Source organism: Stenotrophomonas nematodicola (genome assembly GCF_009467805.1).
Taxonomy (GTDB): domain Bacteria; phylum Pseudomonadota; class Gammaproteobacteria; order Xanthomonadales; family Xanthomonadaceae; genus Stenotrophomonas; species Stenotrophomonas nematodicola.
The window spans coordinates 314,982-328,125 of sequence record NZ_WIAY01000001.1 but is presented as its reverse complement, the minus strand read 5'-3'; the positions used below and the strand labels follow the sequence as shown (position 1 = coordinate 328,125).

The 13,144-nt window shown below is 68.4% G+C and carries 9 protein-coding genes; 8 read left to right on the top strand and 1 reads right to left on the bottom strand.

The window, feature by feature from the left end:
- The first annotated feature begins 31 nt into the window (after positions 1 to 31).
- The 3 genes from GDJ08_RS01395 to GDJ08_RS01385 all read left to right on the top strand — a co-directional run bounded on the left by GDJ08_RS01395 (position 32) and on the right by GDJ08_RS01385 (position 4,383).
- Positions 32 to 532: a CS1 type fimbrial major subunit gene (locus tag GDJ08_RS01395; protein WP_153164129.1), complete on the top strand. Its 501-nt coding sequence runs from the start codon at positions 32 to 34 to the stop codon at positions 530 to 532.
- Positions 533 to 613: 81 nt separating this feature from the next.
- Positions 614 to 3,148, top strand: coding sequence for a TcfC E-set like domain-containing protein (locus tag GDJ08_RS01390; protein ID WP_153164128.1), 2,535 nt, complete (start codon positions 614 to 616; stop codon positions 3,146 to 3,148).
- Complete coding sequence (locus tag GDJ08_RS01385) at positions 3,145 to 4,383, top strand: hypothetical protein (RefSeq protein ID WP_153164127.1); 1,239 nt, start codon at positions 3,145 to 3,147, stop codon at positions 4,381 to 4,383. The genes GDJ08_RS01390 and GDJ08_RS01385 overlap by 4 nt, the downstream gene beginning before the upstream one ends.
- Before the next feature lie 57 nt (positions 4,384 to 4,440).
- Here GDJ08_RS01385 and GDJ08_RS01380 read toward each other — a convergent pair whose 3' ends face one another.
- On the bottom strand, positions 4,441 to 6,915 hold the full coding sequence (locus GDJ08_RS01380) for an autotransporter family protein (protein ID WP_153164126.1): 2,475 nt from the start codon (positions 6,913 to 6,915) through the stop codon (positions 4,441 to 4,443).
- Positions 6,916 to 7,261: 346 nt separating this feature from the next.
- On the opposite strand from GDJ08_RS01380, the gene GDJ08_RS01375 reads away from it, so the two are divergent.
- From GDJ08_RS01375 to GDJ08_RS01355, 5 genes are all read left to right on the top strand, one after another.
- Complete coding sequence (locus GDJ08_RS01375) at positions 7,262 to 8,281, top strand: alpha/beta hydrolase (protein ID WP_229296420.1); 1,020 nt, start codon at positions 7,262 to 7,264, stop codon at positions 8,279 to 8,281.
- Between the two features lie 119 nt (positions 8,282 to 8,400).
- Entirely contained in the window at positions 8,401 to 9,783 is a 1,383-nt protein-coding gene (locus GDJ08_RS01370; RefSeq protein WP_153164124.1) for a YncE family protein, read from the top strand.
- A gap of 45 nt (positions 9,784 to 9,828) precedes the next feature.
- Positions 9,829 to 10,872 (top strand): heme/hemin ABC transporter substrate-binding protein, encoded by a 1,044-nt coding sequence (locus GDJ08_RS01365; RefSeq protein WP_136004139.1) that lies wholly within the window; start codon positions 9,829 to 9,831, stop codon positions 10,870 to 10,872.
- A complete protein-coding gene (locus GDJ08_RS01360; RefSeq protein ID WP_136004141.1) occupies positions 10,869 to 11,912 on the top strand; it encodes a FecCD family ABC transporter permease in 1,044 nt (347 codons plus the stop codon). The genes GDJ08_RS01365 and GDJ08_RS01360 overlap by 4 nt, the downstream gene beginning before the upstream one ends.
- Complete coding sequence (locus tag GDJ08_RS01355; protein WP_136004143.1) at positions 11,909 to 12,679, top strand: heme ABC transporter ATP-binding protein; 771 nt, start codon at positions 11,909 to 11,911, stop codon at positions 12,677 to 12,679. The genes GDJ08_RS01360 and GDJ08_RS01355 overlap by 4 nt, the downstream gene beginning before the upstream one ends.
- Positions 12,680 to 13,144: the final 465 nt, after the last annotated feature.

Below are 13,144 nucleotides of genomic sequence, written 5' to 3'. Positions count from 1 at the left end.
GCGGCACATTCCACCGTTGGAGAACACCGCAATGCGTATCAACACCACCACCCTGTCTCTCGTGGCTGCCATGATCATGGCCCCGTCCGCTGCAATGGCCGCACCGGAGCAGTTCCCGCTGCAGGTCACCGTCGAAGCCATCGTTCCTTCCGCCACCGGCCTGCAGATTTCGCCGGTCGGCGACTGGGCGGGCCAGGTCCAGGCCATGCGTTGGGATATCGCCGCGCAGCGACTGGACCCGATCCAGCAGCAGCTCGACATGAAGAGCGGCCTCGGGGCGATCAATGCCTACCTCAGCACCGACGCGATGCTGGTCAGTGCCGGTGACAGCATCGACATGACCGTGACCGTGGCCGGTCAGGCGCTGGAGGTCGGCGCGGCCAACGCAGTCGAGGTCGCCAGTGCGATCGAAGCATCGGCCAGCAAGCGCGCCGCCGTGGTCATCGCCGCCGCAGCACCCGCTGGTGCCGAGTTCGCGCAGGGCAACTACCAGGGCAACGTTTTCATGATGTTCGAAAGCGGCACCCCGTAAGGCACGCCGCGTCACCCGGGCCGCTTCGGCTGCCCGTCTGGAGGGGCGCATGCGCCCCTCCCTCCATTCAGAGGAACTCCAATGCTGCTGCGTCTTCGTCCCCTTGCCACCGCTGCGATCCTGTATTGCGGCTGCGCGGCGGCACAGGCGGCGCCGGCTGCATTGGAGAGCATCAGCGTGATGGACCAGGCCGGCACGCTCCCCGACGACTTCCGCGATCACTTTTTCGACGTCCCTCTGGTGGTGCGTGTGGAGAAGGATGGCCGCCATCTCGGTGATGCGCGGGCACTGGTCTCGCGCGACAGCACCCTGTCGCTGATCGACTTCGCCGCGAGCCACGACAGCCCCTTGCCGGAGCCGGAACGCGCCCGCTGGCTGGCCGTCCTGCGCGATCCACGACCGCTCGGTCCGTGCCATCGGGACTGCCGGGAAGGCCTGGAGCGGCTTCACTACAGCCTGGAAAGCTCGCTGGTGTCCATCGCGACCCGTGAGGGTGGCGCATCGGAGCGGCCGCGGCACCATGCCTTGCCGGACGGCGGGAGTCGCGGCCTTATCCTGCGGCACCAGCTGAATGTCCACGCTGGCGAGGGTGCCGATGCCGCAGGCCGCTATGCCCTGGATCTGCAGGGCAGTCTCGGCGCATGGACCACGGTGGGTGCCTACCAGGCGGACCGTGGCAGTGAAGCGCGCAACGGCATGCGCCATGCAGTGCAGAGCCTCTACGCCCAGCGCGAGCTGGGCGATGCGTTCGTGCGCGCGGGCTACTTTCTGCCGACCTACCAAGGGGTCACCCGGCAGCCGCGGGGGCCTGGCAGCAGCCGCCATACCGCCATCGGTGTCATGGCCGGCTCCTCGGACAGCCTCGTGGTGGATACCCGGGCGCCCAGCCTGTATCCGGTGTATGTCACCGCCAGTCGTGAAGGCGCGCTCGAGGTGTACCGCGACGGTGCCCTGATCCTGTCCCAGGCCTTGCAGCCAGGCCTCCAGCAGGTCGACACCCGCCGGTTGCCGGGGGGCATCTACGACGTCGAGCTGCGGATCATCGAAGACGGGCGCGAAACCTCCCGCGAAACCGCGCTGATTCACAAGCCGAGCCATTGGGGCGATCCGAGCCGGCGTTGGCGCTACAGCGCGTTCGTTGGACAGCAGCGGAGCCTGTTCGACAGTGCGGGAGACCCGGACAGGGGGCGTCTGGCGGCAGGTGCCATCGTCAACTATCTGGCCCATGCGCGGGCAGTGCTCGGGTTGTCCGCCCACCAGGTGGGCGATCACGCGGCAGTGGCCGCGTCGGTGGATTGGCACGCCAACGACTGGGCCAACCTGTACACCAATGCCTACGCCACGCGACACGAAGGGCGGGGGCTGGATATCCACGGGCTGCTGCGCTACCGGCGTGGCACCGTGACGGCATCACACAATCGCAGCTGGCAGGCGCGCCGGTCATCAGACGATCCATCCCCGGCGGCGCTGCCCGTGCAGGAGCGCGGAGCGGGTTGGCTGCAGACCAGTGCAGTGGGTGTGAGCCATCGCGTTGATGACCGCAGTCATCTCTCCGGCCGCGTATCGCGTCATCAGGGTGTGAGCAGGGGCGTGGGGATGGACCTGTCCTTCAGCCGGCGTCAGCAGCTGTTCGGCACGGACGCGACGTGGCGGACATCGATCTTCGAGCGCCCGGCCAACCTCGGCACCGGCGCGCGACGGGATCGCGGCGTTGACTTCACCCTCAGTCTGGCGCTGGGCGAGCATGGGCGCCGCTACAGCGGCAGCCTTGGCAGCCGCACCGGTACCGCCGGCGGCCGGGACCTGTACGCCGCTGCCGGTGTCCAGCAGACCTTCGAGGCGCATACGCTGCGCAGTCTCGCCGGGCAGGCCACGGTGGACCGCGAGGGCCTTGGGCTCAGCGGCAACGCGCGGTTTGAACACCCGCTCGTGCACGGCGATGTGTACGCGCAGAGGACGTCGCAGGAAGGGCATGTCGGGGGTGGGCTCAATCTGGAGAGCACCATCGCCCTCGGTGCCGGGAGGCTGGCGGTCATCGGCGCGGCACCGGGCGGAAGCGCCGACACGGGCATGATCGTGGACGTCAGCTCCGACCTTCCCGACGTAGCGCTTCGCGCGGACGACAGTCGGGGTGGCTCGCATGTTCTGCGGCCGGGACGCAATTTCGTGCCGGTCGCCGCCTACGGCAGTGGCGCGCTTCAGATCGACTTCGAGGGGCGCGCCGCGCCGGCCGCCGCTATCCAGCCCGGCCGTCTGTCCTACCATCTCAACAAGGGTGGGGTGGCCTATGGAAAGGTCGATATCGTCTCGACCGTCACTGTCATGGGACGGCTGCAGGATGCTGGCGGTCAGCCGCTCGCCGGCGCGCACATCCACAACCACGCCGGGCGCAGCGTCGCCGAAGCCGATGGCTTCTTCACACTGGAGTTGAGTGTGCGTTCTCCTGCTCTGCAGGTGCGCCACCCGCGCGTGCAGGACTGTACGTTCGTGCTGGATGGAACGGCCACGCGACCGCCTCACGATACCTGGATGGCCGGCATTCTCCAGTGTCCGGACAACCGCCTCACCGCGACCACCGTCGCATCCGATGCTTCCCGAGGAGACGCGCTGCCATGAACCGGCCCCAACCATCCCGCACGCTGATGCGCTGCCTGGCGCGCGTGCTGGTCGCCCTGCCGATCTGCTTGTTCCTGACTGCCGCACAGGCGGCCGATATTTACATCAGCGCCGAGTTCAAGCCGGACATCGGCAATCCCGACCAGCGTCAGTTCGTCAACACGACCCCCTGGTCGGGGGTATGCGCGGGCACGCATCTTCCCTCCTGCATCGCCAGCAACTGGTGGAGCATCGACACCAAGATCCGCGGTACCAAGCAGGGGGATGGGCGCAGTGGCTATGGTCGAGGGTCGTTCTACATCGGCATGCCCCCGCCGCGCATCGTACGCGTCACGTCGGAGGATGGTGCCCACAGCTTCGATCTTACCTTCCGGATCATCGGTGCAGCGATGCGACTTCGGGACACGGACGGCGATGGCCCGACGGAGCCGGCATCGACCGGTGGCGCACGCAACTGCACGTTCGGGCTGAGAAATACCAATTCGCACAACCGCACGATCATGCGGATGCTGCTTCGTCGCGACGGTGGCGAAGGGAGCGTGGCCTGTGGGCTGGACTGGATCACGGCGAACAACTACGACATGAACCAGTTCGACATCACCTACAGCCTGACCACGCCTGCTCCGTTGTCGATGCGTAGCGGTCTCTATACGGGACAGACGACGTTCCGGGTCGGCGGCACAGGGGAGGGCGCGGACTTCGATCTCGGCGACGGGGTGGTGCTCGATGATTCCGTCGTCAACATCCACTTTTCATTGGAGGTCCGCCACGCCTTCCAGCTCGATCTTGCGCCGGGCAGCGACCGCGCCGTTCTGATGCCGCGAGGAGGGTGGACCCAGTGGAGCGACCACGGCATCGCGCCCAAGGCACTGGAAAAAGAGCTTCCATTCCAGATCAGCAGCTCGGGCCGGTTCAGTGTTTCGCTGACATGCGAACACGTGTTCCCTGACGGGCGATGCGCGCTGCGGAACCAGACGGTCGCCGCTGACGATGTCCCGCTCGATATCCGGCTGACAATGCCAGGCTTCCATCGCCTCGGCGCAGGTGAGGAAGCTGTGCTTGTACCCCTGACGAGCATCATGACCGCACCGGTGTTTGCCGCCGATTCGTTCGTCATCCGTCGGCCCTCGCGCCTGGATTTTGCTGTCAACGGGGCGCCTGTACTGCGGATGCTGGATCATCCCGGAAGCCACTATCGGGGTGATGTCACCGTGATCTTCGACGCGGATCCATAACGGCGTCTGGATTGCGCACTGATGTTGGCCGGAGCGCGCACGCTCCGGCCGTTCACGTCACCATGCCGCCCGCAGGCCGATCTGCGCGGCGGCATCGCGATAGCCGTTGTTGCCGCGCTGAACCCGCAGGTCACCCCACGCCAGCCACCGCTGACCCAGCTGCAGCTGGGCGCCGGCCTGGGCCTCATAGCGGCTGTCAGGCAGATCCGCATCGAGACGTTCGGCATTGAAACGCAGCACTTCAGCGCGGGCGCTGTGCAGCCAGTTGATCGCCAGGAACGGTTGGACCCGGTTGCCCGCACCGATGCGATTGCCGAACAGGCGCAGGCCCACGCGGCTCTGCAGGCCACCGGCGGTGTCGTCTTCGACGAGGGTGCCGTTGGCCTCCTGCACGCGATCGCTGGTGATGTCGGTATAGACCAGCTGCACCTGCGGCTGCAGATACAGTTCGCCCTCATCCGAGGCGTGCAGCCGCCAGGCGTAGCCTGCTTCCAGCGATGCGCTGCGGCTGCGGGCGTCGTAGGTCTCCTTCGTCAGGCTGTCGCCCTGCACCTCGTTGTCAAAGCGCGCGTACTGGGCCCAGGCATCCACATACGCGCCACGACGGCTGTCGCTGTCCTGCACCCAGCCCGCGTACAGGCCGACCGCGTCGCCGCGGACCTTGCCGCGGGTGCGGTAACCGGAGAGCTGCGAGCGCGCCTCGGTCCGTGCCTGGCCGGTGGCCAGCATCAGTCCGATCTGGCCGCGTCCGCGCTGGCCCCACCGCCAGAGATCGGTACCCAGATGCACTGCATCGGTGTGGGTGGTGGTGTCCACCTGGCCGGCGATGGTGGCCTGCAGCTGATCGCGCCTGCCCAGGATCCAGGTGCCGTTGCTTTCGCCATCCAGCCCCGGCGCGCCGCGGTCGTGGCGGCGCAGCTGGAACATCTGCACAGCGGCCGCCTGATTGGCCAGGTACGCCCCCGGTTCGGGGCGGAGCACCGGAACGGGGTCGGCAGGGTCGGGGTCAATGGGGTCGACCGGATCAACGGGGTCGACGGGATCCACCGGGATGACCGGATCCGACGGATCTACTGGATCGACGGGGTCCACGGGGTCCACGGGGTCCACCGGGTCCACCGGATCGACGGGATCCACCGGATCGACAGGTATCACCGGCACGCAACCCGGCGCATCCGGGTTGATATCGCAGGGGTTGCCGGTATAGGTCGAGCGTAGGTACCAGTTGCCATTGGCCGGCGCGGCATCGGTGCCTTTGTGCAGGAAGTACTCGTACATGCCACCGATGGCACGTCCCTGCAGCACGAATCGACCGTTGGAGGCTCCTTCGACCCGGACCAGGCGGATGCCGTTGACGGTCTGTGCGCCGGCACCGTTGATGTTGGTCACGGCGACCTGCGTGGTGCCGCCCGTCGCACCGGTCACGCGCAACGTGGACGTGTCGCCCGCATCGTCGGCAAGCACGGTATTGAAATGCAGCGTGCCGCCCTGGCCGATGTAGTTGCCGACAACGGTGAGCTGTGCGAACTGGCCCGCGTCGCCCAGCAGGATGTCGCTGCCTGCGCCCAGGGTCAGGTTGCCGGTGTTGCTGTTCCCGCTGAGCAGCCAGCGGCCGCCCTGGTCGACGATGACGTCTGCGCCACCCCGCACGCGGCCCGTCAGCCGCAGACCGTCCAGAAACCGCAGCGTGGTGTCGCCGGCGGCGGCATCCATGATGAAATCGCCCGCGAGAGTGCTGGTGCGGGCCGTGAAGTCGAGCGCTGCATTGGCGGCCACCTCGACCAGGTTGCCGTTCCCGCCCAGCAGTGTTGCGTCGTTCTGCACCGTGATGCGCGCCAGTTCCGGCGTGAGGTTCGGGTTGACCCGGATGGCGCTGCCCGTCTGTCCCTGCACGGTGCTTCCATCGACGAGCACGTACCAGTCGTCGGGCGTGGAATTGATGGGCTGGTTTCTGGCCGTGACCGTCATCAGCAGGCCGTTGGTGCCGCCGATGACCCTGGAGCCCGCGCGGAACTCGGCGGAGCCTGCAATGGCACGGGCGCCGTTGACGCCGCCGGTCAGCGTGCTGCCCGCCACGTTGACGATTCCGCCGGCGGCGAACTGCAGCCCGCCGGTGCCGCCGGTGATCTGGCTGTTGACCAGCGTGAGGACGCTTCTGGGCGCGTCGGCGCCGCCGCTTGCCAGGCCGTGGGTGATGGTGGCATAGCCGCTGATCCCGGGGCTGGTGTCGGTGGTGGTGATGACCGAATCCCGAACGGTCACCGTGGCCTGATAGGACGCTACCCTGCCACTGGCAGTGGCTCCATCGAGGGTCACAACCGCGCCGCTGCCGTTGATGGTTTCGATCGCACCGACGCGTGCGCCACGAACGGTGAGGGTGCCGAGCACGTTGAAGTCGCGCCCTTCATTCGCGCTGCCCGGTACCAGTGTGACCGTCTGGCCGGGTTGCACCACCACTGCCTGGGCGGCTGCCTTGTGTGCGAAGAGGAGGCTCAGGGCAATGGCCGAGGCAAGCGCGGTGCATCCGCGCATGGGGCGAAGGTCCCGGGTGATTGAGCGTGTGGGGGAACGCGGGTGCGCTGGTACCATGACGACGGGCTCCTGATGACAAGAACGACCGGTGCACAGTGATGTCGGCGACGCGATGCTGTGCCGCGTCGCTCGAAGATGAGCGAGGTGTGGCACGCCTCCCCCCGGCAGGCGCGAAGACTAATGCGCGCGTCGTCGTGATGAACGGGTGAACACGGCATGACGCCGCCACCGTGATTACATCGATGCCAGTGATACCCATTCGCATGTAGGTTACACTGGCGTCATGAATTCCGCTCGCGCGTCACGGCGGGCGGTGCGATCCGCGCCCCTGAACGAGTGTCCTGTCGTGTCCAGAATCCTGATTGCCCCGTTGGCCGCATGGCACTGCTTTGCCGTGCTGGCGTGCGCCATCGGCCTGTCGGTTTCGACCCCCGCTGCGGCCCAGCAGCGCAATCCGCTGCAGAAGGTCGGCCACACCGTATTGGACGAGCCGGCGCAGAGCTATCGTTTCGAGCGTTTCGTGATCGACAACGCCGACCACACCCGTCGCTGGCGTATCCATCTGGGGGTGCCGACGGCATCGTCGACCGCACCCGCGCCGGTGCTGTACATGCTAGACGGCAACGCTGCAGCGATGGTGTTCGACCAGGGCATTCTCAGCGAGCTGGCCGCGGGCAAGGCGCCCGTACTGGTGTTCATCGGCTACGACAACCACCTGCGCATCGATTCACAGGCACGCACGCTCGATTACACGGCCTGGGTCGATACGGCCGACGACGGGAACGGCAGCGTGCAATCCGTTGGGGGAGGCGCGGCCGCGTTCTACGACGTGATCGCGCAGCGCATCAAGCCCGAGGTGCAGCGCCGCACGCCGATCGATACGCAGCAGCAGTCGCTTTGGGGCCATTCGCTGGGCGGCCTGTTCGTGCTCAGCACGCTGTACACGCACCCGACCGCATTCCAGCACTACATCAGTGCCAGCCCCTCGCTGTGGTGGAGCCAGGGTGCACCGCAGGGTGCGATGGAGCAGCAGTTCCTGGGGAGCTATCGCGGCACGCCGGCGCAGCTCACGCTGATGCTTGGCGGTGATGAGCGCCGCGGGAACCGCGGTGTGCGCGATCTCACCAACCCCCGCGTGGTGGCGCACCTGCGCCGCATCGGGGGGGCCGCGCCGGACGCGGCCTACCAGCTGAGCCGACGCCTGGAGGAGGTGCCTGGCCTTCACGTCACGTATCGCGAGTTCGCCGGTCTCGGCCACGGCCCGATGTTGCCGGCATCCCTGAAGGCCGCGCTCACCGCGCTGTACGGCATCGCCGACCGCAGCGCGATGCCTGCGGCGACGCCGGCGACGCACACCGACGATTGAGTCTTTCCTACCCAGGCAGACCCGTGGCCCCGTGCCACCGCCGCAACGGATCGCGGCCACGCCGAGGCAATCCCTGTGACAACGCGCCGGATGCGCGCCCCCAACAGAAGGTTACTGCCATGTACAAACCCAACTCCCTGCCGCGCCTGGCCACCCTTGCGCTCGCGCTGTCGATGGCCACCAGCAGCGCATTCGCGCAGCCGGTGTTCGACACGCCTGCCAATGGCTTCCGCGGCCAGGTCAGCAGCCGCGGCGAGAATGTGGTGCCTGGCACCCAGGCCGATGTGACCGGTCGCCAGTTCGTGCCGGGCCAGCGGGTGACCCTGCTGCGCGGCGACACCGTGCTCAACGCAACCCCGTACGTGGTCGATGAGCAGGGCAACTTCAAGGCCACCATCGCCATCCCGGCCGACGCAGTGCCGGGCCAGCACCCGGTGGTGGTGCGCGCCAGCCAGCCCGATGCGGCGGCCGTGCTGTCGCTGCGGGTGTCGCCGAACCTGCCGTTGAGTGGCCAGCAGGCATTCAACCAGTCGTCGGCGAAGCTCGTGCAGGGGCTGTATCAGAGCGCATACAGCCCGGCCAGCAACGCCGTGTTCGTCACGTCGGCAGTCGGCCGCCCGCCGGTCACCCAGTCGCAGCTGCTCAAGGTGGACCCGACGCGTCTGAACGTGATCAAGGCGATCACCCCGGCGCAGGTGCCCGACGCCAAGGGCGGCAGCGTGTTCGCCGTGTACGGCGTGGGCGTGGACGATGCCAATGGACATGTCTGGGTGACCAATACCCGCCAGGATACTGTGGCGGTGTACCGGCAGTCGGATCTGGGCCTGGTGCACCAGTTCCCGGTCGGCACCGTGCCGCACGCCCGCGACGTGGTCGTGGACACCAAACGCGGCAAGGTGATCGCCTCGGCTACCGGCGAAGACCATCTGTCGGTGTTCGATGCGAAAACCTTCAAGGCGCTGGAGCCGATCACGCTGGCCTCTGGCGTGGACGACGCGAAGTTCGTGCCGATGAGTCTGGTGCTCGACGAGGCCAGCGGCAAGCTGTTCACCGTGAGTATCGGCACGCCGGAAGCGGCGGTCATCGATGTGGCCAGCGGCAAGGTCGACAAGGTCATCGCGCTCGGCAATTCGATCAGCGCCTCCGGTGTCGCCTATGACGCCAGGCACGATCGCCTGTTCGTGGCCTCGCAGGGCAGCGACAACCTGCTGATCGTGGATGTCGCCAGTGGCAAGGTGCTGCATGACGTGCCGGTGGGTGCAGGCGCGCTCAACGTGGCCTTCGAGCCGGTTTCCGGCCTGGCCTATGTGACCAATCGCGGTGCCGGCACGGTGACCGTGGTCAATGGCGAGGGCAGGATCGTCGGCAACCTCGACGGTGGCACCTTCCCCAACCATGTGCGTGCCGATGGCAAGGGCAACGTGTTCGCTGTGAACAAGTCGCGTGGCGCCGAAGACCCCAAGGGTGACCGCATCACGCGCCTTGCTTTGCGCAGCCAGTAACTACCGTGCAGGGCGGCCGCCGGCCGCCCTGCCGAAGGAGCAATGATGAAAACGATGGGTTCCATGCGGCTGCTGCCGCTTGCGCTGGCAGTCGCATTGACGGCCTGTGGTGGAACGGCGACGCCGCCGGCGGCCGACACGGCTGCCGCCACGCCCCAGGCGACGACGGCCGAGGATGCCGGCGCCTTGCCGGCGGGCTGGACGCGTGTGGACGGCGGGGCGCTGCCGACCCTGGCAGGGCAGGCCGCCGTATTGCCGGCCACGGTGCAGTCCGACGACGGTGCCACGGTCACGGTCGACGACACCAGCAGGATCATTGTGGGCGGCGACGACGTGATCGCGGTGCTCGATGCGCTGGGACTGGGCAAGCAGGTGTTTGCCGCACCGAAGAACACCACCACGGAAAGCGGTCGCGCCGCGCCGCATCAGTTCCTGTTCAACCGCACCACGGGTGTGGAGGGCGTGCTGAGCCTGCAGGGCTCGCTGTTCCTGGGCAACAGTCTGCGCCGCCATACCGAACTGGCGCAGAAGCTGCGTGCGGTCGGTGAGCCGGCGGTGGTGGTGGACGATCTGCAGGCCGCGCCGGACAAGGTGCGCAAGATTGCCGCCGCCGTCGGTCTGGCCGACGCGGGTGTGCAGTTGGCCGGTCAGGTGCAGCAGCAGCTGGACGAGGCCGCCGCCATCGGCACGGCCAGCGGCCGCGCCGCGCGGGTCATCCATGTATCGGCGACCGGTGCCGGTGGCGCACCGACCGTCGCCGGTGCGGACAGCGCGTCGGCCAGACTGATCGCGCTGGCCGGTGGGGTCAACATCGGCACCGAGGCCGGGGTGGCGAATTACTCGGCATTGAGCAATGAAGGCGTGCTCGCGGCGGCACCTGAGGTGATTCTGGTGACCGGGCACGATCTGGCCCTGTTCGGCGGCGCCGAGGGCCTGTGGAAGGCGTATCCCACGCTCAGGCAGACGCCGGCCGGGCAGGCCAATCGCGTCTGGGTGATGCCGGACGTGCAGCTCAAGTACGCGAGCGTCGGGTCGGGCGTCGGGGCGCTTGCGCTGGCCAAGGCGTTGGCGGCGCTGCCGCCGGCATGAGTCCTGCCGACCGCCGTCGTCGCCGGGGCCGCGGCATGCTGCTGCTGGCTGCCGCGGCGCTGCTGCTGGCCGTGCTGGCCTCGTTCGCGGTGGGGCCGTTGCGCTTGCCGCCGCTGGAGGTGCTGCAGGCGATCGGCGTGAAGCTGGGGCTGGCGGACCCGCAATCGGTCAGCGCCCGGGATCTCGCGGTGGTCTGGCAACTGCGCATACCGCGCGCGTTGCTCGGCGCGATGGTCGGCGCGGCACTGGCGATGGCCGGTGCGAGCCTCCAAGGCCTGTTCGGCAACCCGCTGGCTGATCCGGGCATCGTGGGTGTCAGCCAGGGCGCGGCGCTGGGCGCGGTGGCCGCCATCGTGCTGGGCGCGGCCGGGGCGGCGGGGTGGATCGTGCCGGTAGCCGCCTTTGTCGGTGGCGCGCTGGCCATCGGTCTGACCTACGCGCTGGCGCGGCCGGGCAAGGGCAGTGGCAATGCCACGCTGTTGCTGGTGGGCATCGCGATGGCGGCGTTCTGCTCGGCACTGATCGGATTCCTTACGTACATCGCCAGCGAAAGCGAGCTGCAGTCGCTGGTGTTCTGGCAGATGGGTTCACTGGCGCGCGCAAGCTGGCCTGATGTGGTGGCGGTGGTGCCGTTCTTCGCGATCGGTGCGCTGGCCCTGCAACGTCTGGCGACGCCGCTGGACATGCTGGCCCTCGGTGAGCGCCAGGCGCAGCACCTGGGGCTGGACGTGGCACGCACGCGGCGGCGCCTGGTGGCCTTCAGCGCACTGCTGGTTGGCGCGGCGGTCGCCTTCGCGGGCTCGGTGAGCTTCGTTGGACTGGTGGTGCCCCACGTGGCGCGGATGCTGGTGGGTCCGGGGCATCGCTGGCTGTTGCCGGTATCGGGCATCCTCGGCGCGGTGCTGATCGTGATTGCCGATACCGCCGCGCGCACGCTGGATCCGCCGGCGGAGATTCCGCTTGGACTGTTCTCGGCCGCGCTGGGCGCGCCGTTCTTCCTGTGGCTGGTGCTGCAGCAGCGCCGCAAGGACACCCCATGAGCGCGCTGCTGCGGATGCGCGGAGTGATCGTGCGCCGCCAGCAGCGGGAGATTCTGCACGGCATCGCGCTGGATTTCGTGCCAGGCACGGTGACCGCCCTGGTGGGTCCGAACGGCGCCGGCAAATCGACATTGCTGGCGGTGGCGGCAGGCGACCTGCGGCCCGACGCGGGGGAGGTGCTGCTGCAGGGTCGGCCGTTGGCCGGCTATACGGCGGGCGCATTGGCCCGCGAGCGCGCAGTGATGCCGCAGGAGCACGGCGTGCGGTTCGCCTTCAGCGTCGAGGAGGTGGTGGCGATGGGGCGCTTGCCGCATCCGCCGGATCCCGTGGTGGATGATGCGCAGGTGGAGCAGGCCATCGACGCCGCCGAACTGCAGGCCCTCCGCCTGCGCGAGGTGCAGCAGTTGTCGGGCGGCGAATCGGCACGCACCACCTTCGCGCGCGTCCTGGCCCAGCAGACGCCGTTGCTGCTTTTGGACGAACCTACCGCGGCACTGGATCTGCGCCACCAGGAGCGCACGCTGCGCAGCGTGCGCGCCCTGGCCGACGCCGGTGCGTGCGTGATCGTGGTGTTGCACGACCTGAATCTTGCGGCGGGCCATGCCGACCGCATCGTGCTGCTGGAGCAGGGCAGGGTGGCGGCCGATGGCGCCCCGGCCGACGTACTGACCGAGGCGACGCTGGGTCGCGTCTACCAGCAACCGGTGATCGTGCTGCAGCATCCGCAGCGCGGCGTACCCCTGGTAGTAGTAGCAGACCCCACGTAGCGCCGGGCTCTGCCCGGCTGCGGCCACCGACGCACAATCACCGTCCAGAGCAGCCGACCAGAGGGCGGCGCTACGGCGCGGCGCACCGTCACCCCGTAGAGCCGGGCTCTGCCCGGCTGTGGCCACCGACACACGATCACCGTCCACAGCAGCTGACCAGAGGGCGGCTCTACACCAGCGCGACGCGCCGCCACCCACGTAGAGCCGGGCTCTGCCCGGCTGCGGCCACCGACACACGATCACCGTCCACAGCAGCCGACCAGAGGGCGGCTCTACACCAGCGCGACGCGCCGCCAACCCCGTAGAGCCGGGCTCTGCCTGGCTGTGGCCACCGACGCACGATCACCGTCCACAGCAGCCGACCAGAGGGCGGCTCTACACCAGCGCGACGCGCCGCCAACCCCGTAGAGCCGGGCTCTGCCTGGCTGTGGCCACCGACGCACGATCACCGTCCACAGCAGCCGA